Source organism: Pseudomonas sp. HMWF021 (genome assembly GCF_003061005.1).
GTDB lineage: Bacteria > Pseudomonadota > Gammaproteobacteria > Pseudomonadales > Pseudomonadaceae > Aquipseudomonas.
On record NZ_QAIK01000084.1, the window covers coordinates 22,872 to 45,593 of the forward strand.

23 protein-coding genes are annotated in these 22,722 nt (G+C 60.5%); 20 read left to right on the top strand and 3 right to left on the bottom strand.

What is annotated here, in order from left to right:
* The 20 genes from cysE to DBR18_RS11400 all read left to right on the top strand — a co-directional run.
* Positions 1 to 711: serine O-acetyltransferase (cysE, locus tag DBR18_RS11300; protein WP_256588679.1), on the top strand; the 711-nt coding region annotated here is incomplete at its 5' end.
* Positions 712 to 974: 263 nt separating this feature from the next.
* The gene (gene iscR, locus DBR18_RS11305) at positions 975 to 1,466 is read left to right on the top strand and encodes a Fe-S cluster assembly transcriptional regulator IscR (protein ID WP_007982741.1); all 492 of its coding nucleotides are present in this window, start codon (positions 975 to 977) and stop codon (positions 1,464 to 1,466) included.
* 47 nt (positions 1,467 to 1,513) lie between these two features.
* On the top strand, positions 1,514 to 2,728 hold the full coding sequence (locus DBR18_RS11310) for an IscS subfamily cysteine desulfurase (protein ID WP_007964423.1): 1,215 nt from the start codon (positions 1,514 to 1,516) through the stop codon (positions 2,726 to 2,728).
* 83 nt (positions 2,729 to 2,811) lie between these two features.
* Positions 2,812 to 3,198 carry a Fe-S cluster assembly scaffold IscU gene (gene iscU / locus DBR18_RS11315; protein ID WP_003227907.1) on the top strand — a complete coding sequence of 129 codons (387 nt, stop codon included), beginning with the start codon at positions 2,812 to 2,814 and terminating at the stop codon, positions 3,196 to 3,198.
* A gap of 28 nt (positions 3,199 to 3,226) precedes the next feature.
* Positions 3,227 to 3,550, top strand: coding sequence for an iron-sulfur cluster assembly protein IscA (gene iscA, locus DBR18_RS11320; protein ID WP_003227904.1), 324 nt, complete (start codon positions 3,227 to 3,229; stop codon positions 3,548 to 3,550).
* Positions 3,551 to 3,558: 8 nt separating this feature from the next.
* Entirely contained in the window at positions 3,559 to 4,080 is a 522-nt protein-coding gene (gene hscB / locus DBR18_RS11325) for a co-chaperone HscB (protein WP_003227901.1), read from the top strand.
* A gap of 51 nt (positions 4,081 to 4,131) precedes the next feature.
* Positions 4,132 to 5,997 (top strand): Fe-S protein assembly chaperone HscA, encoded by a 1,866-nt coding sequence (gene hscA / locus DBR18_RS11330; RefSeq protein ID WP_003227899.1) that lies wholly within the window; start codon positions 4,132 to 4,134, stop codon positions 5,995 to 5,997.
* On the top strand, positions 5,997 to 6,338 hold the full coding sequence (gene fdx / locus DBR18_RS11335) for an ISC system 2Fe-2S type ferredoxin (RefSeq protein WP_003227897.1): 342 nt from the start codon (positions 5,997 to 5,999) through the stop codon (positions 6,336 to 6,338). Before hscA ends, fdx begins: the two co-directional genes overlap by 1 nt.
* 14 nt (positions 6,339 to 6,352) lie before the next feature.
* Positions 6,353 to 6,553, top strand: coding sequence for a Fe-S cluster assembly protein IscX (gene iscX, locus DBR18_RS11340; RefSeq protein ID WP_108590376.1), 201 nt, complete (start codon positions 6,353 to 6,355; stop codon positions 6,551 to 6,553).
* 87 nt (positions 6,554 to 6,640) lie between these two features.
* Positions 6,641 to 7,066 (top strand): nucleoside-diphosphate kinase, encoded by a 426-nt coding sequence (gene ndk / locus DBR18_RS11345; RefSeq protein ID WP_003227894.1) that lies wholly within the window; start codon positions 6,641 to 6,643, stop codon positions 7,064 to 7,066.
* A gap of 28 nt (positions 7,067 to 7,094) precedes the next feature.
* The gene (gene rlmN, locus DBR18_RS11350) at positions 7,095 to 8,243 is read left to right on the top strand and encodes a 23S rRNA (adenine(2503)-C(2))-methyltransferase RlmN (RefSeq protein WP_007964428.1); all 1,149 of its coding nucleotides are present in this window, start codon (positions 7,095 to 7,097) and stop codon (positions 8,241 to 8,243) included.
* Positions 8,244 to 8,255: 12 nt separating this feature from the next.
* Positions 8,256 to 9,014: a type IV pilus biogenesis/stability protein PilW gene (pilW, locus tag DBR18_RS11355; RefSeq protein ID WP_007964430.1), complete on the top strand. Its 759-nt coding sequence runs from the start codon at positions 8,256 to 8,258 to the stop codon at positions 9,012 to 9,014.
* On the top strand, positions 9,014 to 10,051 hold the full coding sequence (locus DBR18_RS11360; protein WP_108590377.1) for a RodZ family helix-turn-helix domain-containing protein: 1,038 nt from the start codon (positions 9,014 to 9,016) through the stop codon (positions 10,049 to 10,051). The genes pilW and DBR18_RS11360 overlap by 1 nt, the downstream gene beginning before the upstream one ends.
* Before the next feature lie 3 nt (positions 10,052 to 10,054).
* Entirely contained in the window at positions 10,055 to 11,164 is a 1,110-nt protein-coding gene (ispG, locus tag DBR18_RS11365; protein ID WP_108590378.1) for a flavodoxin-dependent (E)-4-hydroxy-3-methylbut-2-enyl-diphosphate synthase, read from the top strand.
* A gap of 36 nt (positions 11,165 to 11,200) precedes the next feature.
* Positions 11,201 to 12,490, top strand: coding sequence for a histidine--tRNA ligase (gene hisS, locus DBR18_RS11370; protein ID WP_007964435.1), 1,290 nt, complete (start codon positions 11,201 to 11,203; stop codon positions 12,488 to 12,490).
* A gap of 41 nt (positions 12,491 to 12,531) precedes the next feature.
* Complete coding sequence (locus DBR18_RS11375; RefSeq protein WP_108590379.1) at positions 12,532 to 13,173, top strand: tetratricopeptide repeat protein; 642 nt, start codon at positions 12,532 to 12,534, stop codon at positions 13,171 to 13,173.
* Positions 13,166 to 14,317 (top strand): outer membrane protein assembly factor BamB, encoded by a 1,152-nt coding sequence (bamB, locus tag DBR18_RS11380; protein WP_027612133.1) that lies wholly within the window; start codon positions 13,166 to 13,168, stop codon positions 14,315 to 14,317. Before DBR18_RS11375 ends, bamB begins: the two co-directional genes overlap by 8 nt.
* A 233-nt stretch (positions 14,318 to 14,550) precedes the next feature.
* A complete protein-coding gene (gene der, locus DBR18_RS11390) occupies positions 14,551 to 16,023 on the top strand; it encodes a ribosome biogenesis GTPase Der (RefSeq protein WP_041071834.1) in 1,473 nt (490 codons plus the stop codon).
* 230 nt (positions 16,024 to 16,253) lie between these two features.
* Positions 16,254 to 17,402 (top strand): pyridoxal phosphate-dependent aminotransferase, encoded by a 1,149-nt coding sequence (locus tag DBR18_RS11395; RefSeq protein ID WP_108590381.1) that lies wholly within the window; start codon positions 16,254 to 16,256, stop codon positions 17,400 to 17,402.
* A complete protein-coding gene (locus tag DBR18_RS11400; protein ID WP_108590399.1) occupies positions 17,390 to 18,181 on the top strand; it encodes an amidohydrolase in 792 nt (263 codons plus the stop codon). The genes DBR18_RS11395 and DBR18_RS11400 overlap by 13 nt, the downstream gene beginning before the upstream one ends.
* Before the next feature lie 144 nt (positions 18,182 to 18,325).
* On the opposite strand, the gene leuA is transcribed toward DBR18_RS11400, so the two are convergent.
* The 3 genes from leuA to xseA form a co-directional block, all read right to left on the bottom strand.
* On the bottom strand, positions 18,326 to 20,005 hold the full coding sequence (gene leuA / locus DBR18_RS11405; protein ID WP_108590382.1) for a 2-isopropylmalate synthase: 1,680 nt from the start codon (positions 20,003 to 20,005) through the stop codon (positions 18,326 to 18,328).
* 478 nt (positions 20,006 to 20,483) lie between these two features.
* The gene (locus DBR18_RS11415) at positions 20,484 to 21,308 is read right to left on the bottom strand and encodes a peptidoglycan DD-metalloendopeptidase family protein (protein ID WP_108590383.1); all 825 of its coding nucleotides are present in this window, start codon (positions 21,306 to 21,308) and stop codon (positions 20,484 to 20,486) included.
* A gap of 3 nt (positions 21,309 to 21,311) precedes the next feature.
* Positions 21,312 to 22,691, bottom strand: coding sequence for an exodeoxyribonuclease VII large subunit (xseA, locus tag DBR18_RS11420; protein ID WP_108590384.1), 1,380 nt, complete (start codon positions 22,689 to 22,691; stop codon positions 21,312 to 21,314).
* Positions 22,692 to 22,722: the final 31 nt, after the last annotated feature.

Genomic DNA, 22,722 nt, shown 5'->3' on the forward strand with positions numbered 1-22,722 from the left:
TTTGAAGTCCTGACCTGCTATCCCGGCATGCATGCGATCTGGATTCATCGCCTGGCCGGGATGCTATGGCGCAACGAGCTGAAATGGCTGGCGCGACTGGTGTCCAACTTCGGTCGCTGGTTGACCGGTATCGAGATTCACCCGGGTGCCAAGGTGGGTCGTCGCTTCTTCATCGACCACGGTATGGGCATTGTTATTGGCGAAACCGCCGAAATCGGCGATGACGTGACCATTTATCAGGGCGTGACCCTCGGTGGCACCAGCTGGAACAAGGGCAAGCGCCACCCGACATTGGGTGACGGCGTTGTCGTGGGTGCCGGCGCCAAAGTGCTCGGGCCGTTCACGGTGGGGGCTGGCGCGAAAGTCGGTTCCAACGCCGTCGTGACCAAAGAGGTGCCACCGGGTGCCACAGTGGTGGGGATTCCGGGGCGGATCATCGTCAAGTCCGATGAAGAGCAGGACGCCAAGCGCAAGGCCATGGCCGAGAAGATCGGTTTCGATGCTTATGGCGTCAGCGAAGACATGCCTGACCCGGTGGCCCGCGCCATCGGCCAGTTGCTCGATCACTTGCAAGCGGTGGACGGACGGCTGGAGGGGATGTGCGGTGCGCTGAAGGATCTTGGCAGTAATTACTGTGCGAAAGATCTGCCTGAGCTGCGCGAAGAAGACTTCGCCTGCGTCAAAGGCAAAGATGAATCCAAGGCCGGCTGACACGCTTTTGTAGGAGCTGCCGAAGGCTCGGGCCGCGATCGGACGATCTTTTGATCTTATAAGTAGCAAAAGCAAAAGATCGCAGCCTTCGGCAGCTCCTACAGGTTCCATCGGCAGGGTGGTGTGCCATTAAGCCGCAGACCCTGCTATCATTCGCGCGCTCTTTTGCGGGTAAACCCGACTAAAGCACTAGGTCTTATAGTTGACTTAAATGCTCGGGAATTGCATACTCCCGCCCATTCCGAACTCCGTGGTAACTGTCCATGCGACTGACTACAAAAGGCCGATACGCCGTGACCGCCATGCTTGACCTGGCGTTGCACGCGCAGCACGGGCCGGTGTCCCTGGCCGATATCTCCGAGCGCCAAGGCATCTCCCTGTCCTATCTCGAACAGCTTTTCGCCAAGCTGCGCCGCAGCAACCTGGTTTCCAGTGTTCGCGGTCCAGGAGGTGGCTACCAGTTGTCCCGCGACATGCAGGGTATCCAGGTCGCTCAGGTGATCGATGCGGTCAACGAATCGGTCGATGCTACCAAGTGCCAGGGCCAGGGCGATTGCCATTCCGGCGATACCTGCCTGACTCACCACTTGTGGTGCGACCTGAGCCTGCAGATTCACGAATTTCTAAGTGGTATCAGCTTGGCTGATCTTGTAACTCGCCGTGAGGTGCAGGAAGTAGCCCAGCGTCAGGACCAGCGCCGTTGCAACAGCAAGGTGCCACGCCTGGACAAGATTGAAGCGTCCGCCGTCGAATGACAGCCGAAGAGCTAGCGGAACGCCAGCCCTGATTTAGGAGATAGTCCATGAAATTGCCGATTTACCTTGATTACTCTGCGACCACCCCGGTCGATCCGCGCGTTGCGCAAAAGATGAGTGAATGCCTGCTGGTCGACGGAAACTTCGGTAACCCGGCCTCCCGTTCCCACGTGTTCGGCTGGAAAGCTGAAGAGTCCGTCGAAAACGCCCGTCGTCAGGTGGCCGATCTGGTCAACGCTGACCCGCGCGAAATCGTCTGGACCTCCGGTGCCACCGAGTCCGACAACCTGGCAATCAAGGGTGCGGCGCATTTCTATGGCTCCAAGGGCAAGCACCTGATCACCAGCAAGATCGAACACAAGGCTGTCCTCGACACCATGCGCCAACTGGAGCGTGAAGGTTTCGAAGTCACCTACCTCGAGCCGACCGAAGACGGTCTCATCACCCCGGCGATGATCGAAGCGGCACTGCGCGAAGACACCATTCTGGTGTCGGTGATGCACGTGAACAACGAAATCGGCACCATCAACGACATCGCTGCCATCGGCGAACTGACCCGCTCCAAGGGCGTTCTGCTGCATGTTGACGCGGCTCAGTCCACCGGCAAGGTCGACATCGACTTGCAGAAGCTGAAAGTCGACATGATGTCGTTCTCCGCCCACAAAACCTACGGCCCTAAAGGCATCGGCGCGCTGTACGTCAGCCGCAAACCGCGTGTGCGCATCGAAGCGACCATGCACGGCGGCGGTCACGAACGTGGCATGCGTTCCGGCACCCTGGCGACCCACCAGATCGTCGGCATGGGCGAAGCGTTCCGTGTAGCCAAGGAAGACATGGCTGCCGAAAACGTGCGCATCAAAGCTTTGAGCGACCGCTTCTACAAGCAGGTCGAGCATCTGGAAGAGCTGTACGTCAACGGCAGCCTGACCGCCCGCGTTCCGCACAACCTGAACCTGAGCTTCAACTACGTTGAGGGCGAGTCGCTGATCATGGCGCTCAAGGATCTGGCGGTATCGTCCGGCTCGGCCTGCACCTCGGCGTCCCTGGAGCCTTCGTACGTACTGCGCGCCCTGGGCCGCAACGACGAACTGGCACACAGCTCGATCCGTTTCACCTTCGGCCGTTTCACCACCGAAGAAGAAATCGACTACGCCGCGCAGAAAGTCTGCGAGGCCGTTACCAAGCTGCGCGCTCTGTCGCCGCTGTGGGACATGTACAAAGACGGTGTCGACATTTCGAAAATCGAGTGGGCGGCACACTGATTTCAAGTCGCCGCGAACCGGCCCCGTCAACTCAGGTTCCGGGGCTTAAAGAGCGACTCTCTGATGAGTGAGGATTAAGCACCATGGCTTACAGCGAAAAGGTCATCGACCACTACGAAAACCCGCGCAACGTCGGCAAGATGAACGCGGAAGACCCGGATGTCGGCACCGGCATGGTCGGCGCTCCGGCGTGCGGCGACGTGATGCGTCTGCAGATCAAGGTCAACGATCAGGGCGTTATCGAAGACGCCAAGTTCAAGACCTACGGCTGCGGTTCGGCAATCGCCTCCAGCTCCCTGGCCACCGAGTGGATGAAGGGCAAGACGCTGGACGAAGCCGAGACCATCAAGAACACTCAGCTGGCCGAAGAACTGGCCCTGCCGCCAGTGAAAATCCACTGCTCGGTACTCGCAGAAGACGCTATCAAAGCGGCCGTTCGCGACTACAAGCAGAAGAAAGGCTTGATCTAAGCATTGCGCGACGAGTAAGGAGTCAACGATGGCTATCAGCATGACAGAAGCGGCTGCTCGACACGTGCGACGCTCCCTCGACGGGCGCGGCAAAGGTGAAGGGATTCGTCTGGGTGTTCGCACCACAGGCTGTTCCGGCCTTGCCTACGTGCTGGAGTTTGTCGACGAGGTGGTTGCCGAGGATCAGGTGTTCGAAAGTCACGGCGAGAAAGTGATCATCGACCCGAAAAGCCTGGCCTACCTGGACGGCACCGAGCTCGATTTCGTCAAGGAAGGGTTGAACGAAGGCTTCAAGTTCAACAACCCCAACGTACGCGGTGAATGTGGCTGCGGCGAAAGCTTCAACATCTGAGGCTTGTCGTGGGTATTCCTTGTCATTTCGCTTTGTTCGAGCTGCAACCGAGCTTCCGCCTGGATCTCGAGCAGTTGGCCACGCGCTATCGTGAGTTGGCGCGCGGCGTTCATCCTGACCGCTTTGCCGACGCTTCCGAGCGCGAGCAGCGCTCGGCGCTCGAGCAGTCTGCGCGGCTCAACGACGCGTATCAGACGCTCAAGAGTCCTGCCCAGCGTGCACGCTACCTGCTGACCATCAGCGGGCATGAAGTGCCGATGGAAGTCACGGTCCATGATCCCGAGTTTCTCTTGCAGCAGATGCAGTGGCGCGAAGAGCTCGAAGATCTTCAGGACAGTGCCGACCTCGACGGTGTCGCGGTATTCAAGCGGCGCCTGAAAGTGGCTCAGGAACAGTTGAACGAAAGCTTCGCAGCCTGTTGGGATGATGCGGCGCAACGCGAACAGGCCGAACGCCTGATGCGGCGCATGCAGTTCCTCGACAAGCTCACCTACGAAGTGCGCCAGTTAGAAGAGCGCCTCGACGATTAACCCAGTGCCGCTCCGGTCGCACGCCTGATATACAGATAAGTCCTGATCACGATGGCCCTACTGCAGATCGCCGAACCCGGCCAAAGTCCTCAACCGCACCAGCGTCGTCTGGCTGTGGGGATCGACTTGGGCACTACCAATTCGCTGGTCGCTGCGTTGCGCAGTGGTCTTTCCGAACCGCTGGCCGACGCAGATGGGCAGGTCATCCTGCCGTCCGCCGTGCGTTACCACGCCGACCGCGTCGAGGTTGGCGAGTCGGCCAAACTGGCCGCGTCCTCCGACCCGTTGAACACTGTGCTGTCGGTCAAGCGCCTGATGGGCCGTGGTCTGTCCGACGTCAAGCAATTGGGCGAGCAACTGCCGTACCGCTTTGTCGGCGGCGAATCGCACATGCCGTTCATCGACACCGTGCAAGGCCCGAAAAGCCCAGTCGAAGTCTCCGCCGATATCCTCAAGGTCTTGCGTCAGCGTGCTGAAGCGACCCTGGGTGGCGAGCTGGTCGGTGCGGTGATCACCGTTCCGGCGTATTTCGACGATGCTCAGCGCCAGGCCACCAAAGACGCGGCGAAACTTGCCGGTCTGAACGTGCTGCGTCTGCTCAACGAGCCGACCGCTGCCGCTGTGGCTTATGGTCTGGATCAGCATGCCGAAGGTCTGGTCGCAATCTACGACTTGGGCGGCGGCACCTTCGATATTTCGATTCTGCGTCTGACTGGCGGTGTGTTCGAAGTGCTGGCCACTGGCGGCGACAGCGCCCTGGGCGGCGACGACTTCGATCACGCGATTGCCGGCTGGATCATCGAGAGCGCGGGCCTGTCCGCCGATCTCGACCCGGGCGCACAACGCAATTTGCTGCAAACTGCCTGCGCGGCCAAAGAAGCACTGACTGATGCCGCCAGCGTTGAAGTTGCCTACGGTGACTGGAAAGCGCAGCTGACCCGCGAAGCCTTCGATGCGCTGATCGAGCCGATGGTCGCTCGCAGCCTGAAAGCCTGCCGTCGCGCCGTGCGTGATTCCGGTATCGAGCTGGAAGATGTGCACGCCGTGGTCATGGTCGGTGGTTCGACCCGTGTGCCGCGCGTTCGCGAAGCGGTCGCCGAAGCCTTCGGTCGTCAGCCTTTGACTGAAATCGACCCGGATCAAGTGGTGGCCATCGGGGCCGCGATCCAGGCCGATACCTTGGCGGGCAACAAGCGTGATGGCGGCGAACTGCTGCTGCTTGACGTGATTCCGTTGTCCCTGGGCCTGGAAACCATGGGTGGGCTGATGGAGAAGGTGATTCCGCGCAACACCACCATCCCGGTCGCCCGCGCTCAGGACTTCACTACTTATAAAGACGGCCAGTCGGCCATGGCGATCCACGTGCTGCAGGGTGAGCGCGAGCTGATCAGCGACTGCCGCTCCCTGGCGCGCTTCGAATTGCGCGGCATTCCGGCGATGGTGGCCGGCGCGGCGAAGATTCGCGTGACCTTCCAGGTCGATGCCGACGGTCTGCTCAGCGTATCTGCCCGTGAACTGGGTTCGGGCGTTGAGGCGAGCATTCAGGTCAAGCCGTCCTACGGCCTGACCGACGGCGAAATCGCCAAAATGCTCAAGGATTCGTTCCAGCACGCCAATGACGACAAGGTCGCCCGTGTTCTGCGTGAACAGCAAGTCGATGCCCAGCGCCTGATCGAAGCGGTGCAGGGCGCTCTGGAGGCCGATGGTGAGCGCTTGCTCGACGCCGAGGAGCGCATGGTCATCGAACTGCAGATGCAGGAACTGGCCGAACTGATGAAAGGCACCGATGGTTACGCCATCGAGCAGCAGACCAAGCGTCTGTCGCAAGTGACCGATGCTTTTGCTGCCCGCCGCATGGATCTGACGGTGAAAGCCGCTCTGTCGGGGCGCAATCTGAATGAAATCGAGGATATCTGATGCCGCAGGTCATTTTTCTGCCCCACGAGAAGTTCTGCCCTGAAGGCATGGTCGTCGAGGCCGAGCCCGGCACTTCGATTCTCGATCTGGCCCACGAACACCACATCGAGATGGAAAGCGCCTGTGGCGGTGTCTGCGCCTGCACCACTTGCCACTGCATCATCCGCGAGGGTTTCGACTCGCTGGAAGAGGCTGACGAGCTGGAAGAAGACTTCCTCGATCGCGCCTGGGGCCTGGAAGCGCAATCGCGCCTGGCCTGTCAGGCTATCGTCGGTGAAGAAGACATCACCGTCGAGATTCCGAAATATTCGCTTAACCATGCGGCCGAAGCGCCGCACTGACTGGTAAGACTGTCATGAGCTACGGTTGGAATGATGTTCAACGTATTGCAGAAGAATTGGCTGAGGCCCACGAGGGGCTCGATCCGTACTCTGTAGGTTTCGTCCGTCTGCAGCATATGATCGAGGAACTGCCTGACTTCGATAAGTCTTCTGGCCGCGTTGGCGAGAAGGTGTTGGAAAGGGTTCAGGAGCTTTGGGCCGCAGAATTGGACTGATCGTCTCGCAGGTTAGGCAATACCCAAGAACCCGCGTATAATTCGCGGGTTTAATTTTTCGCAAATTACCGTTTCTGGAGTTACACCATGGCTGTTCAACGTACTTTCTCCATCATCAAGCCTGACGCCGTTGCTAAAGGCGCTGCCGGCGAAATCGTTACCCGTTTCGAAAAGGCTGGTCTGAAAGTGGTTGCTTCGAAAATGAAGCAGCTGTCCAAAGCCGAAGCTGAAGGCTTCTACGCTGAGCACAAAGAGCGTGGTTTCTTCGGTGACCTGGTTGCTTTCATGATCTCCGGTCCGGTTGTTGTTCAGGTTCTGGAAGGCGAAAACGCTATCGCTCGCAACCGTGAGCTGATGGGCGCTACCAACCCTAAAGAAGCTGCTGCCGGCACCATCCGTGCTGACTTCGCCGAGTCGATCGACGCCAACGCTGTTCACGGTTCGGACTCCGAAGCCGCTGCTGCTCGCGAAATCTCGTACTTCTTCGCAGCTACTGAAGTAACCACTCGCTAAGCATTGCTTGAAGAGTGAAGGTGAATCCATGACTACATCGACTGTTAAAACAAACCTGCTGGGTCTGACCCAGCCGGAAATGGAAAAATTCTTCGACTCAATCGGGGAGAAGCGTTTCCGTGCCGGTCAGGTAATGAAATGGATTCACCACTTTGGCGTCGATGATTTCGACGCCATGACGAACGTCAGCAAGGCCTTGCGCGAAAAGCTCAAGGCTGTTGCTGAGGTCCGTGGTCCCGAAGTGGTCAGCGAGGACATTTCCAGCGACGGCACCCGCAAGTGGGTGGTGCGCGTGGCGTCCGGCAGCTGTGTCGAGACCGTCTACATTCCCCAGGGCAAACGCGGCACTCTGTGCGTTTCGTCCCAGGCAGGCTGTGCCCTGGACTGCAGTTTCTGCTCCACCGGCAAGCAAGGCTTCAACAGCAACCTCACCGCCGCCGAAGTCATCGGTCAGGTGTGGATTGCCAACAAATCCTTCGGCAGTGTTCCCGCCACCATCGACCGCGCCATCACCAACGTGGTGATGATGGGCATGGGCGAACCGCTGCTGAACTTCGACAACGTCGTGGCCGCCATGCATCTGATGATGGATGACCTGGGCTACGGGATCTCCAAGCGCCGCGTGACCCTGTCCACGTCGGGCGTGGTGCCGATGATCGATGAGCTGGCCAAGCACATCGACGTCTCCCTGGCGTTGTCCCTGCACGCACCGAATGACGCATTGCGTAACCAATTGGTGCCGATCAACAAGAAATATCCGCTTAAGATGCTGCTCGAGTCGTGCCAGCGCTACATGTCCGCCCTGGGTGAGAAACGTGTGCTGACCATCGAGTACACCTTGCTCAAGGACGTCAACGACAAGCTTGAGCACGCCGTGGAAATGATTGAGTTGCTCAAAGACATTCCGTGCAAGATCAACCTGATTCCGTTCAACCCGTTCCCGCATTCCGGGTACGAGCGGCCAAGCAACAACGCCATTCGTCGGTTCCAGGATCAGTTGCATCAGGCCGGTTTCAACGTCACTGTGCGCACCACCCGTGGTGAAGACATCGACGCGGCATGCGGTCAATTGGTAGGGCAGGTGCTGGATCGCACCCGTCGCAGCGAACGTTACATCGCCGTGCGCGAGTTGAGCGCCGACAGCGATCTGGCACAGAACGCCGCGAACACTAACTAAGAGAGGATCTCTATGTCCCTGCGCTTTGCGCTGCTGTTGCTGATGGCCAGCCTGTGTGCTGGTTGTGTCCTGTCGGGTGACTACAATCCGATGAAGACCAGCAAGGGCCGCGACGAAGCGCGTGCCGCCTACGTGCAGCTGGGACTGGGATACTTGCAGCAAGGGATGACCGAGCGGGCCAAGGTGCCGCTGAAGAAGGCGCTGGAGCTGGACGGTTCCGATCCTGATGCCAACGCTGCGCTGGGCCTGGTGTTCCAGGCCGAAATGGAGCCGAAGCTGGCCGACGAACATTTCCGCAAAGCCCTGTCTTCACGCCCCACCGATGCACGAATCCTCAATAACTACGGCAGTTTTCTCTACGAAGAACAGCGTTACAAAGAAGCCTATGAGCGTTTTGAGCAGGCAGCCGCCGATACCCTGTATCCTGAGCGTTCGCGGGTTTTCGAAAACCTCGGCATGACCGCTTCGAAGCTCGGGCAGCGGGATCTGGCGCAGCAGCAACTGGAAAAAGCCCTGCGGCTGAACCGTCAACAACCGCGTGCTTTGCTGGAAATGGCTGAGTTGTCCTTCGAAGACAGGCATTATGTGCCCGCACGTGACTATTACGACCGTTTCAGCCTGCTAACCGAGCAAAATGCACGTAGTCTATTGCTCGGCGTTCGACTGGCAAAAGTGTTTGAAGATCGCGACAAGGCCGCCAGTTATGGCCTGCAATTAAAACGACTCTATCCCGGTACGCCGGAATATCAGCAATACCTGTCGGAGCAATGATGAAAGCGGCGCATCCCGAAGTTGTAGCAGCGACTCGCGTTAATCCCGGTGAGACTTTGCGCCAGGCCCGCGAAAGCAATGGCTGGTCGCTGGCCGAAGTGGCCCTCAAGCTCAACCTCACCGTGACTTCCCTGAGCAATCTTGAAGCCGGCGCTTTCGACAAGCTGCCGGGGCATACCTTCGCTCGCGGTTACATTCGCGCCTATGCCAAGTTGCTCGGCATGGACCAGACCGTTCTGGTCCAGCAATTCGACCAGTCCACCGGCACCGACTCCCAGGGCAGCAATGTGCATGCGCTGGGTCGCATCGAGGAGCCTGTGCGGGTTTCCCACACTATTCTGCGCATCGTCAGCCTGCTGTTGCTGATTGCGGTCATCGGCGGCGGTTTCGTCTGGTGGCAGGATCAGACCTCGCAGCGCAACAAGGAAGTGACCAGCCTGGCCCCGGAGCACGTTGAAGTCGAAGGCGCCGACGGCACCACGCAGATTCACCCGATCGACGAACCGGAAGACCAGGCCGTGGCCGAAGGTCAGGCCGAGGGCGCGACGGCTCTGGCACTGCCACAATCGGAAACTACCGCTGAATCGACCGGTGCCGAGCCAGCCGCTCCGGCAACCGCTCCAGCAGCCCCGGCCGCGAATACACCAGCGGCACCGGGTCACACGCCGGCCCCGGTTGTCGCCAACCCGGCCACCCCTGCACCGAACGTTCCGGCTACTCCGGCGCCGACCGTCACTGCCCCAGTAGTTGCGGCCACCCCTGCGCCAACCGCCGAAGCAGCTGTTCCAGCGGCCGGCGACGGCCAGGTGCAACTGCAGTTCAGCGCTGATTGCTGGGCACAGGTGACCGACGGTCGCGGCAAGGTGCTGTTCAGTGGTCTGAAACACAAAGGCGACAGCGTCTCGGTTTCCGGCAAGCCGCCACTGGCGGTACGCCTGGGTGTGGCTCGCGCCGCACAGGTCAGCTACAACGGCCAACCGGTCGATATCGCTCCGTTCACCAGTGGCGAGACTGCTCGCCTGAAGTTGGGTCAATAAGTCATGCACGGCGAATCTCCAATCAAACGTCGCGTTTCGCGCAAGATCTGGGTCGGTAACGTGCCTGTTGGCGGCGATGCGCCCATCGCTGTGCAGAGCATGACCAACAGCGACACCAATGATGTTGCCGCCACCGTCGCCCAGATCAATCGTCTGGAAGCCGCCGGCGTCGACATCGTCCGCGTTTCGGTGCCGGACATGGACGCCGCCGAGGCGTTCGGCAGGATCAAGCAACTGGTCAAAGTGCCACTGGTTGCCGACATCCACTTCGACTACAGGATCGCCTTGCGCGTGGCCGAACTGGGTGTGGACTGCCTGCGCATCAACCCGGGCAACATCGGTCGCGAAGACCGTGTGCGCGCAGTGGTCGATGCCGCCCGTGACCGCGGGATCCCGATCCGCATCGGCGTCAACGCCGGTTCCCTGGAAAAAGATCTGCAGAAGAAGTACGGCGAGCCGACCCCGGCCGCGCTGGTCGAGTCCGCGCTGCGTCACGTCGAGCACCTCGAACGCCTGAATTTCCAGGACTTCAAGGTCAGCGTGAAAGCCTCCGACGTGTTCATGGCCGTTGAAGCCTACCGCCTGCTGGCGAAAGAAATCGTCCAGCCGCTGCACCTGGGCATCACCGAAGCCGGTGGATTGCGCTCCGGTACAGTGAAATCCGCCGTGGGCCTAGGTATGCTGCTCGCCGAAGGGATTGGCGATACTATCCGCATCTCGCTGGCGGCCGATCCGGTCGAGGAAGTGAAGGTCGGTTACGACATTCTCAAGTCTTTGCATCTGCGTTCCCGTGGCATCAACTTCATCGCCTGCCCGAGCTGCTCGCGGCAGAACTTCGATGTGGTCAAGACCATGAACGAGCTGGAAGGGCGCCTTGAAGACCTGCTGGTGCCGCTGGATGTCGCGGTGATCGGTTGCGTGGTCAACGGCCCCGGCGAAGCCAAGGAAGCCCATATCGGCTTGACCGGCGGCACGCCAAACCTGATTTACATCGACGGCAAGCCGTCGCAGAAACTGACGAATGACAATCTGGTGGACGAGCTGGAAAAGCTGATCCGCGAGAAAGCGGCCGAGAAGGTCGAAGCTGACGCAGCGGTCATCGCGCGCGGCTGAGCCTGACCGAAAGCCGAACGAATTTAAGGATTTAAAGTGAGCAAGTCTCTGCAAGCCATTCGTGGCATGAACGACATCCTGCCCGAACAGACCCCGCTATGGCGTTATTTCGAGGGCACTGTCGCGCGTCTGCTGGATAACTACGGTTACAAGCAGATCCGCATGCCGATTGTCGAATTCACCGAGCTGTTCAAGCGCTCCATCGGTGAAGTGACCGACATCGTCGAAAAAGAGATGTACACCTTCGAAGACCGCAACGGCGACTCCCTGACCTTGCGTCCGGAAGGCACCGCAGCGTGCGTGCGTGCTGTGCTGGAGCACGGCATCACCGGCGGTGGCCAGGTGCAGAAACTCTGGTACATCGGCCCGATGTTCCGCCACGAGCGTCCGCAGAAAGGCCGTTATCGCCAGTTCCACCAGATCGGTCTGGAGGTGTTCAACCTCGACGGTCCGGACATCGATGCAGAACTGATCATCATGACCTGGCGCCTGTGGGGCGAGCTGGGTATCCGTGATGCGGTCAAGCTCGAACTCAACAGCCTGGGCACCAGTGAGTCCCGTGGTCGCTATCGTGAAGCGCTGGTCGAGTACCTCTCGGCGCACCACGACAAGCTCGACGAAGACAGCCAGCGTCGCCTGAAAACCAACCCGCTGCGCGTGCTCGACACCAAAAATGCCGACACTCAGGCGGTACTGGTCGATGCGCCGAAGATGGCCGACTACCTGGACGACGAATCCCGTGCGCACTTCGAAGGTCTGAAGGCGCGTCTGGACGCGGTTGGCATCCCGTACGTGCTCAACCCGAAACTGGTGCGCGGCCTCGATTACTACAGCAAAACCGTATTCGAATGGGTCACCGACAAGCTCGGCGCCCAGGGCACGGTCTGCGCGGGCGGTCGTTATGACGGTCTGGTCGAGCAGATGGGCGGCAAGCCGACTACCGGCGTGGGTTTCGCCATGGGCATCGAACGTCTGGTGTTGATGCTCGAAACCCTGGAGCAGATCCCGGAAGAAATCTCCCGTCAGGTCGATGTCTACCTCTGCGCCTTTGGCGAGCAGGCCGAACTGGCCGGTCTGGCCCTGGCCGAGCGTGTACGTGACCAGCTTCCAAACCTGCGTCTGCAAGTCAATGCCGGCGCCGGCAGCTTCAAGAGCCAGTTCAAGAAAGCCGACAAGAGCGGTGCGCTGTATGCACTGATCCTGGGTGACGACGAAATGGCCCAGCAAGTGGTAGGTTTCAAACCCCTGCGTGGCCAGGGCGAACAACAAAGCATTGCCTGGGATGCGCTCGCCGCTCACCTGGCCACCTGCGTCGTGCAGGGTTGAAGCTGTCCAAACAGCCGATTTAGCGATTAAGGAGTATTGGGGTGTCGAGTACCGAAGACGAACAGTTGGCGGATTTGAAGGACTGGTGGACACGCAACGGCAAACCTCTGGTCACTGGCGGCCTGTTGGCGCTGGTCATCGTGTTCGGCTGGCAGGCTTTTCACAAGTATCAGAGCAACCAGTCGCAAGGCGCCTCGGTGCTCTATCAGCAACTGCTGGAAACCACGCTGACCCCGGACGGCAAGCCTGACGCTGCCCGCGTTGCGGATCTGGCCGGCAAGCTCAACAGCGAATTCGGCGGCACCGCGTACGCGCAGTACGGCAGCCTGTTCGTGGCCAAAGTAGCGGTCGACGGCGGCAAGCTGGACGACGCTGCGACCGAACTCAAGGCCATTGTCGCCAAACCGGCCAACCCGGCGCTGGGCGAAATCGCCCGTCAGCGTCTGGCGCAAGTGCTGGGTGCGCAGAACAAGGCCGACGAAGCCCTGAAACTGCTCGACGGCGACGCTGACAAGGCGTTCCTGGCCACTCGCGAAGAACTCAAGGGCGACCTGCTGGTACAGCTGGGCCGTACCGATGAAGCGAACGCGGCGTATCAAAAAGCCAAGGCGGCACTGTCGGATGAAGCGGCAGTCGGCGGCCTTCAAATCAAGCTCGACGACCTGGCCAAAGGGGATGCGTGACGTGATCCGTTGGAAGCATGCAGCATTGCTGGCTCTGGCCATTCTGGCCGCGGGTTGCAGCAGCAACAGCAAAAAAGAACTGCCACCGGCCGAACTGACCGACTTCAAAGAAGAAGTGGTTCTGCAAAAGCAGTGGAGCCGTTCGATCGGGGACGGTCAGGGCGAAACCTACAACATGCTGGTGCCGGCGATCGATGGTGACACCATCTACGCCGCCGACGTGACCGGCGTGCTGATGGCCATGGATCGCAGCAATGGCGATGTGAAATGGAAAAAGGATCTTGAGCTGCCTGTCTCCGGCGCCGTCGGCGTAGGTTACGGTCTGGTCACGATCGGTACGCTCAAGGGTGAAATCGTTGCTCTCGACGCCATCAACGGTGAAGAGAAGTGGCGCGCCCGGGTGTCCAGCGAAGTGCTCGCGCCACCGGCCAACAACGGTGACGTTGTAGTAGTACAGACTCAGGACGATCGCCTGATCGGCCTGGACGCGGCTACCGGCGACCGTCGCTGGACCTACGACAGCACCCCTGCGGTACTGACCCTGCGCGGCACCAGCGCCCCCGTCGTGACCAACCGCCTCGCGGTGGCTGGCCTGTCGACCGGTAAAGTCGTCGCTCTGGACATTTCCAACGGCGTGCCGGTCTGGGAACAACGGGTCGCGATTCCAACCGGTCGTTCGGAACTGGAGCGCGTGGTCGACATCGACGGCGGTCTGCTGCTGTCCGGTGAAACCCTGTACGTCGCCAGCTATCAGGGCCGCGTTGCGGCACTCGATCTGCAGAGCGGTCGTCAACTCTGGCAGCGCGATGCGTCGAGCTATGCCGGTGTTGCCCAGGGTTTCGGTAACGTCTACGTGAGCCTGTCTTCGGGCACCGTTGAAGGCGTGGACGAGCGTTCGACCACCGCGCTGTGGAGCAACGACTCGCTGGCTCGCCGCCAGCTGTCGGCTCCGGAAGTGTTCTCCAGCTACGTAGCCGTCGGTGACCTGGAAGGTTACCTGCACCTGTTGAGCCAGGTGGACGGTCGTTTTGTGGGTCGTGAGCGTATCGACAGTGACGGCCTGCGTGCCCGTCCGCTGGTGGTGGGCAACACGATCTATGTGTATGGCAACAGCGGCAAACTGGAAGCCCTGACCATCAAGTAACAACTATGCTTGGGTTGATCCCAAGCGGCTTCACCGGTGGGGATGAATGTGGGAGCGAGCCTGCTCGCGAAGGGCGTCAACGATAACGTTTGCGGCCTGAACAAACGCGGTGCCATTGCGTTTTTCGCGAGCAGGCTCGCTCTCACAGAAAGCTCCCACAGTGATGCCCCGAGCACCAGCCGCTGCCTCGCAGCGGCTTTTGTATTTTCTGAAATAACGAAGTGGAGAGCCGCATGGTTCCCGTAATCGCCCTGGTGGGCCGACCGAATGTCGGCAAATCCACCTTATTCAACCGCCTGACCAGGACTCGTGACGCCATCGTCGGCGACTTGTCCGGTCTGACCCGTGATCGCCAGTACGGTGAGGCCAAGTGGCAAGGGCGTTCCTACATTCTGATCGACACCGGCGGTATCTCCGGTGACGAACACGGTATGGACGAAAAAATGGCCGAGCAGTCGCTGCTGGCCATTGAAGAAGCGGATGTTGTGCTGTTCCTGGTAGATGCCAAGGCCGGTTTCACCGCCGCCGACCAGATGATCGCCGAACACTTGCGCAAGCGTAACAAGCGTTCCCACGTGGTTGCCAACAAGGTCGACAACATCGACCCGGAAATGGCCCGCGCTGAATTCGCCCCGCTGGGCATGGGCCACGCGATCCCGATCGCCGGTGCTCACGGCCGTGGTATCACTCAACTGCTGGAAGCGGCACTGAGCGATTTCCCGCGTGACGAAGACGAGCCGCAGGAAGGCGAAGAGGAAGAGATCGTCGCCGAAGGCGAGGAAGCCAAGCGCATTCCTGGCCCGAGCGAAAAAGACGGGATCAAGATCGCCATCATCGGCCGTCCGAACGTCGGCAAGTCGACCCTGGTCAACCGCATGCTCGGTGAAGACCGGGTAATCGTGTATGACCAGCCCGGCACCACCCGCGACAGTATCTACATCCCGTTCGAGCGTAACGACGAGAAGTACACGCTGATCGACACCGCCGGTGTGCGCAAGCGCGGCAAGATCCACGAAGAAGTCGAAAAATTCTCCGTGGTCAAAACCCTGCAGGCGATCAAAGACGCCAACGTGGTGATCTTCGTGATGGACGCTCGCGAAGGCGTGGTCGATCACGACCTCAACCTGCTGGGCTTCGCCCTTGAAGCAGGTCGTGCACTGGTCATCGCGATCAACAAATGGGATGGCATGACCCCGAGCGAGCGCGACTTCGTCAAGGTCGAGCTGCAGCGTCGTCTGTTCTTCGTCGACTTCGCCGATATTCACTTCATCTCGGCGCTGCACGGCACGGGCGTAGGCAATCTCTACGCCTCGGTGCAGAACTCGTTCAAGTCCGCGGTTACCCGCTGGCCGACCAGCCGCCTGACGCAGATTCTCGAAGATGCGGTCAGCGAGCACCAGCCGCCGATGGTCAACAGCCGCCGGATCAAGCTGCGTTACGCTCACCTGGGTGGCGCCAACCCGCCGATCATCGTGATCCACGGTAACCAGATCGAGAAAGTGCCGAAGTCGTACGTTCGCTATCTGGAAAACACTTACCGCCGTGTGCTGAAGCTGGTCGGTACGCCGATCCGCATCGAGTTCAAGGGCGGCGAGAACCCGTACGAAGGCAACAAGAACACGCTGACCGACCGCCAGGTCAACAAGAAGCGTCGCTTGATGTCGCACAACAAGAAAGCCAGCAAGAAGCGCCGCGACAAGAAGTGATCAGGTGGTAGGAATGCTCAACCGCTTCTGTAGGAGCTGCCGCAGGCTGCGATCTTTTGATCCTGTTTTGAAAGCAGAGTCAAAAGATCGCAGGCTTCGCCAGCTCCTACAGGGTTCGGTGATAAAGAGGGTGCTCAGGTGGGCGCCCTTTTTTTATGGGCGCCGGATGGGCTATCCTCGGGCTCTCCCGCGCCGCCGTCAGAGCCGGGTGTAGAGCAGGGAACCCCTCGATGATCACCAGTAAGCTGCCGAATGTCGGCATCACTATTTTCACGCAGATGTCTCAGCTCGCGGCGCAGACCGGAGCCATCAACCTGTCCCAGGGTTTCCCTGATTTTGACGGCCCGCAGTCCCTGCGTGACGCGGTCGGCCGGCATATCGCCAGCGGCCATAACCAGTATTCGCCGATGACCGGCCTGCCGGCCCTGCGCGAGCAGATCGCGGCGAAGATCGCGCGCAGCTATGGCGTGAAAGTCGATGCCGACAGCGAAGTGACCGTGACGCCGGGCGCGACCCAGGCGATCTTCTGTGCGATTCAGGCGGTTATCCACAGCGGTGACGAAGTCATCGTGTTCGACCCTTGCTACGACAGCTATGACCCGGCGACGCAGTTGGCGGGCGGCCGTTGTGTGCATGTGCAGTTGAACCCGAACGATTTCTCCATCGATTTCGACAAGCTCGCCGCGGCGCTGAGTCCGCGCACGAAAATGATCGTCATCAATACCCCGCACAACCCGAGCGGAGCGCTGATCAGTCGTGCGGAACTGGATCAACTGGCGGAGTTGATCCGGGGTCGGGACATCTACCTGATCAGCGATGAAGTCTATGAACACCTGGTGTTCGACGGCGTGCCGCATGTCAGCGTGCTGGCCCACGAAGAGCTGTATCAGCGCGCGTTCGTGGTCAGCTCGTTCGGCAAGACTTATCACGTCACGGGCTGGAAAACCGGCTACGTGGTGGCGCCACCGGCGCTGACCGCCGAGCTGCGCAAGGTGCACCAGTACGTCAGTTTCTGCGGGGTCACGCCGCTGCAATACGCCCTGGCCGATTACATGGCCGAACACCCGGAACACGTTGAAGAGCTGCCGGGTTTCTATCAGGCCAAGCGCGACCTGTTCTGCGATCTGCTGGCGCCGTCGCGTTTTACTTTTACCCGCGTCACCGGCACGTATTTCCAGTTGGTCGACTACTCGCAGATTCGCCCTGACTTGAACGACGTCGACATGGCGATCTGGATGACCCGTGAGCACGGCGTCGCCAGTATTCCAGTCTCGGTGTTCTACCAGAATCCCCCGCAAGGCCAGCGCCTGGTGCGTCTGTGCTTTGCCAAACGCGAGGAGACGCTGCGTGAAGCGGCGGCAAAACTATGCGTGATCTGAGTGCTTTGCCTGATCTCAATCTGGCGCTGATCCAGACCTGCCTGGCCTGGCATGACCGTCAGGCCAACCTTGAGCACTTCGAGGTGCTGCTGGAGCAGGCCCGAGGCGCAGATTTGATCATCCTGCCGGAGATGTTCACCACTGGCTTCTCCATGGAGTCGGAAACCCTCGCCGAAGCCGAGCACGGCCCGACCAGTAAGTGGATGAAGGCCCAGGCTGCAAAGCTCAATGCGGTGATCACCGGCAGTGTGATCATTCAGGCGGCTGACGGCAGTCATCGCAACCGCCTGCTGTGGGCGCGGCCGGACGGCGAAGTCTGGCATTACGACAAGCGTCATCTGTTCCGCATGGCTGGCGAGCACAACCACTACACCCCCGGCGAGCGCCAGGTGCAGTTCGAGCTCAAGGGCTGGCGCATCCGTCCGTTGATTTGCTACGACCTGCGCTTCCCGGTGTGGAGTCGCGATGCGCAGGACACCGATCTGCTGCTGTACACCGCCAACTGGCCGGGTGCCCGGCGTCTGCACTGGAACCGCTTGTTGCCGGCACGGGCGATTGAAAACCTGTGTTATGTGGCGGCGGTGAATCGCGTTGGCACTGACGGCAAGGGCTTTGCCTACACCGGCGACAGTCAGGTGCTGGATTTCCAGGGTGAAACGTTGCTGGCGGCGGGGGAGGCGGACGGGGTGTTCAAGGTCGTGCTGGAAGCCGCGCCACTGGCGGCATATCGCGAGCGCTTTCCGGCGAATCTGGATGCGGATACCTTCGAGTTCACCTGAAAAGCAAAAGATCGCAGCCTTCGGCAGCTCCTACATGGGGACGGCGTACATCCTGTAGGAGCTGCCGAAGGCTGCGATCTTTTGATCCTCAACAAAAAGGCCCCGGAGTTCACACTCCGGGGCCTTTTGCATTTCAGCGAGGGCTTAAGCCGCTTTCGCCTCAGGCTGGCTCAACGAGCGGTTCAGGGCACTGAACAGCGCCTTGAAGCTGGCGGTGGTGATGTTTTCATCGATACCCACGCCGTGCACCGCACGCTCACCGTTCACGCGCAGCTCGATGTACGCCGCCGCTTTGGCGTTGGTGCCCGCGCCGATCGCGTGTTCGTTGTAGTCCATGATTTCCACCGGAACCGGCAGACCGGCCACCAGGGCTTCCAGCGCACCGTTGCCCTTGCCGCGCCAGTGCAGGTTGGTTTCGCCCTGACCCTTGCTCGCCACTTCCACTTCGACGGCGCTGTTGCCGTTTTCTTCCTGCAGGCGATGGCTGACCAGCGCGTACGGGGTGTTGGCTTGCAGGTATTCGCTGATCAACAGCGAGTGGATCTGCTTGGCGGTCATCTCCAGGCCGAGGCGATCGGTTTCACGCTGCACCACCTGGCTGAACTCGATCTGCATGCGACGCGGCAGGCTGATGCCGTATTCCTGCTCCAGCAAGTAGGCGATACCGCCCTTGCCGGACTGGCTGTTCACACGAATCACCGCCTCGTAGCTGCGGCCGATGTCGGCCGGGTCGATCGGCAGGTACGGCACTTCCCACAGAGTGTCCGGTTTCTGCTGGGCGAAACCCTTGCGGATCGCGTCCTGGTGCGAGCCGGAGAATGCGGTGTGGACCAGGTCGCCGACGTACGGATGACGCGGGTGCACCTGGATCTGGTTGCACTCTTCGACGACTTTGCGCACGCCGTCGATGTCGGAGAAGTCCAGCTCAGGGTCAACGCCCTGGGTGTACATGTTCAGTGCCACAGTAACGAGGTCGACGTTACCGGTGCGCTCGCCGTTGCCGAACAGGCAGCCTTCGACGCGATCCGCGCCAGCCATCAGGCCCAGCTCGGTAGCGGCGACACCGGTGCCACGGTCGTTGTGGGTGTGCAGGCTGATGATCACGCTGTCACGACGGTTGATGTTGCGGCCGAACCATTCGATCTGGTCGGCGTAGACGTTCGGGGTCGCGCATTCAACGGTGGCCGGCAGGTTGAGGATCATCTTGTGCTCAGGCGTCGGGTTCCAGACCTCGATCACCGCGTCACAGACTTCCTTGGCGAATTCCAGCTCGGTGGCGCTGAAGGTTTCCGGCGAGTATTCGAAGGTCCACTCGGTGTCCGGCTGCATCGCCGCGTATTTGACGAACAGCTTGGCGGCGTTCACTGCGATGGCCTTGATGCCGTCCTTGTCCTGATTGAAGACGATGCGACGGAAGGAAGGCGAAGTAGCGTTGTACAGGTGAACGATGGCTTTCTTCGCCCCGCGCAGGGATTCGAAGGTGCGCTCGATCAGGTCCTCACGGCCCTGGGTCAGCACCTGAATGGTGGTGTCGTCCGGGATATGGCCTTCTTCGATCAGGGTGCGCACGAAATCGAAGTCGGTTTGCGAAGCGGCCGGGAACGAGGCTTCGATTTCCTTCACGCCTACCTGAACAAGGGTTTTCCAGAAGCGCAGCTTCTTCACCGCGTCCATTGGCTCGATCAGCGACTGGTTGCCGTCACGCAGGTCGGAACTGCACCAGATCGGCGCGGCGTCGATGGTTTTCGACGGCCAGGTACGATCCGGCAAGTTGATGACGGGGAACGCGCGGTATTTCGAAGACGGGTTTTTGAGCATGCTCATCGGGAAATTCCTTATTGTCTGGGCCGAAAAGAGGCGGCCTGCCGGTGGAACGAATGTTCGGGGAAACGCTTGGGACGAGGCACAGCGATTCAGCCCGGCAGTCGTGCGCTGACGAGGCACAGGCTGCGGTGCTGGCGAAGCTGAATAAGGGTGTGAGAGGTTTTCATGCCTTCAACCCTAACCGCGAGGGGAGAGGATGGCAAGCAGTCGAAAAAAATTGAGAGGAATACTCGAAATACTGGATTTTGCAGAATTTTATTGCGTTTAAGTCGGCGGTTCTTATTGATATTTGCGTGAGGTTAGATTGGGGCGCAATTGATGTTGGTCGGGTGTCAGCAATATTTTCGGACTGGGTGGACCGCATTCGCGGGCAAGCCCGCTCCCGCAGTGTCCGTGTCGTACACGAATATTATGTACACCCGAAAAACCTGTGGGAGCGGGCTTGCCCGCGAAGAGGCCCGTGGCCTCAACACCAAATTCAGGGCTGGAACGCACCAATGAAAATCGCCGGATCCACCCGCGCATCATTCAGGCTGATGTTCCAGTGCATGTGCGGCCCGGTTGCCCGGCCGGTCGAGCCGACTTTGCCAACCACCGCGCCGCGGGCCAGTTGATCGCCGACCTTCACATCGATTTTCGACATGTGGCAGAACATGCTGATAAAGCCCTGCCCGTGATCGACAAACACCGTATTGCCATTGAAAAAGTAGTTGCCGGTGAGGATCACCTTGCCCGCCGCCGGGGTCTTGATCGGCGTGCCCGCCGGCACGGCAAAGTCGAGGCCGGCGTGCGGATTGCGCTCCTCGCCGTTGAAGAAGCGGCGCACACCGAACTTGCTCGACAGCGGCCCGTTGACCGGTTTGTCCAGCAGCAGATTGCTCGGGGTGTTCGGGCTGAAGCTGCGGTAGGCCTTGATCTGCTCGGCCAGCTCGCCCTCGATGCGCTTGAGGTTGGCCGGGTTCGGATTGACCTGTTGGGTGTTCTTCAGGGTGATGTGCTGCTCCGGGTACTTCTTGTTGCCGACGGTGAATGGCAGATTGCGCCCGCCGCTGCTGATCTGCTGACTGCCGGGTTTGACCGTCAGCGGCACGCCGACAATCGCCAGCCAGTTGTTCTGTTCTTTCACAACCAGCACCGGTTTGCCCTGATAGGTGGCTTTAGGCGCCTGCGCGGCGCTGCCCAGATCGACCACCGCCACGCCGCCCGGCACCGGTTTGTTCAGCAGACGGGTGATGTAGCTGTCGGCGTGGGCGTTGAAGGTGGTCAGGCACAGCAACAATAACGGAGCAAGAAAACGCGGCATGGATCAGTCCAGTAAAGAAAGGGTGACAGGCGTCAAGTGATTGTCCTCGACGCGCACTTGCAGTTCGCCTTCGCCCAGTCTGGCCTTCAGGCGCTGGCCGGTGTGGGTCTGCGCGGCGTTGCGAATCGCGTGGCCGCGCTCATCCAGCAGAATGCTGTAGCCCCGACCAAGAGTCGCCAGCGGACTGACCACATGCAGCGTCTGCATCTGGCTGTGCAGTTGCAGGCGACGGCTTTTCAGACCTTCGCGCATGGCCCGCGGCAGGCGTTCGGCGAGGCTGTCGAGGCGCTGACGCAGCATCGCCAGTTGCCGACCCGGATGTTGCCCGGCGAGGCGGGTTTCCAGGCGGATCAGGCGTTCGCGGCGGGTATTGAGCTGACGTTCGAACGCCCGGCGCATGCGCATGTCCAGGTCATCCAGACGCTGCGCTTGCTGACGCAGGCGTTCGCCGGGGTGGCGCAGACGGCGGGCCATGCCTTCCAGGCGCAGGCGATCGCGCATCAAACGGTCGCGCATGCGCATCACCAGGCGCCGGTGCAGGCTGTCGACCTGACGGATCAGGTGGCTCGAATCCGGCGCCAGCAGCTCGGCGGCAGCGGAGGGCGTTGGCGCGCGCACGTCAGCCACGAAGTCGCTGATCGACACGTCGGTTTCATGCCCGACGGCGCTGACAATGGGGGTCACGCAGGCATCGATCGCCCGGGCCACGGCCTCTTCGTTGAAGCACCAGAGATCTTCCAGCGAACCGCCGCCACGGGCCAGGATCAGCGCGTCGAAACCACGGGCATCGGCCAGTTTCAGCGCGCGGACGATCTGCGTAGTGGCTTCGCGGCCCTGCACGGCAGTCGGGATCAGCGTCAGTTGCACCTGCGGCGCCCGGCGGCGGAACACGCTGATGATGTCGCGAATCACCGCGCCGGTCGGCGAGCTGATGATGCCGATGCGTTGCGGATGCGCCGGCAGGGGCACTTTGCGTTCGGCACTGAACAGGCCTTCGGCGCTGAGCTTTTCCTTCAGCGCATCGAAGGCCAGGCGCAGCGCGCCGTCACCGGCCGGCTCCACGGTATCGAGAATCAGCTGATAGTCGCCGCGCCCTTCGAACAGCGAGACCTTGCCGCGCACCTTCACGGCCAGGCCGTCCTTCAACGCCTGACGCACCCGCGCCGCATTATTGCGGAACAGCGCGCAACGCACCTGCGCACCGCTGTCCTTAAGAGTGAAATACACGTGACCGGACGCCGGGCGGGCAAGGTTAGAGATTTCGCCTTCGACCCAGATGTTGCTGAACACGTCTTCGAGCAACACCCGTGCGCGGCCGTTGAGCTGGCTGACGGTCAGGACTTCACGGTCCAGGCCAAGTCTTGCAAAGGGATCTTTAATCATGGGGCGCAGTTTAAAGCTAATTTCCGACGCA

Coding starts and splice junctions, on each gene's coding strand:
- iscR (WP_007982741.1), top strand. CDS start 975: ATGCGACTGACTACAAAAGGCCGATACGCCGTGACCGCCATGCTTGAC.
- DBR18_RS11310 (WP_007964423.1), top strand. CDS start 1,514: ATGAAATTGCCGATTTACCTTGATTACTCTGCGACCACCCCGGTCGAT.
- iscU (WP_003227907.1), top strand. CDS start 2,812: ATGGCTTACAGCGAAAAGGTCATCGACCACTACGAAAACCCGCGCAAC.
- iscA (WP_003227904.1), top strand. CDS start 3,227: ATGGCTATCAGCATGACAGAAGCGGCTGCTCGACACGTGCGACGCTCC.
- hscA (WP_003227899.1), top strand. CDS start 4,132: ATGGCCCTACTGCAGATCGCCGAACCCGGCCAAAGTCCTCAACCGCAC.
- fdx (WP_003227897.1), top strand. CDS start 5,997: ATGCCGCAGGTCATTTTTCTGCCCCACGAGAAGTTCTGCCCTGAAGGC.
- iscX (WP_108590376.1), top strand. CDS start 6,353: ATGAGCTACGGTTGGAATGATGTTCAACGTATTGCAGAAGAATTGGCT.
- ndk (WP_003227894.1), top strand. CDS start 6,641: ATGGCTGTTCAACGTACTTTCTCCATCATCAAGCCTGACGCCGTTGCT.
- rlmN (WP_007964428.1), top strand. CDS start 7,095: ATGACTACATCGACTGTTAAAACAAACCTGCTGGGTCTGACCCAGCCG.
- pilW (WP_007964430.1), top strand. CDS start 8,256: ATGTCCCTGCGCTTTGCGCTGCTGTTGCTGATGGCCAGCCTGTGTGCT.
- DBR18_RS11360 (WP_108590377.1), top strand. CDS start 9,014: ATGAAAGCGGCGCATCCCGAAGTTGTAGCAGCGACTCGCGTTAATCCC.
- ispG (WP_108590378.1), top strand. CDS start 10,055: ATGCACGGCGAATCTCCAATCAAACGTCGCGTTTCGCGCAAGATCTGG.
- bamB (WP_027612133.1), top strand. CDS start 13,166: ATGCGTGACGTGATCCGTTGGAAGCATGCAGCATTGCTGGCTCTGGCC.
- der (WP_041071834.1), top strand. CDS start 14,551: ATGGTTCCCGTAATCGCCCTGGTGGGCCGACCGAATGTCGGCAAATCC.
- DBR18_RS11395 (WP_108590381.1), top strand. CDS start 16,254: ATGATCACCAGTAAGCTGCCGAATGTCGGCATCACTATTTTCACGCAG.
- DBR18_RS11400 (WP_108590399.1), top strand. CDS start 17,390: ATGCGTGATCTGAGTGCTTTGCCTGATCTCAATCTGGCGCTGATCCAG.
- leuA (WP_108590382.1), bottom strand. CDS start 20,005: ATGAGCATGCTCAAAAACCCGTCTTCGAAATACCGCGCGTTCCCCGTC.
- DBR18_RS11415 (WP_108590383.1), bottom strand. CDS start 21,308: ATGCCGCGTTTTCTTGCTCCGTTATTGTTGCTGTGCCTGACCACCTTC.
- xseA (WP_108590384.1), bottom strand. CDS start 22,691: ATGATTAAAGATCCCTTTGCAAGACTTGGCCTGGACCGTGAAGTCCTG.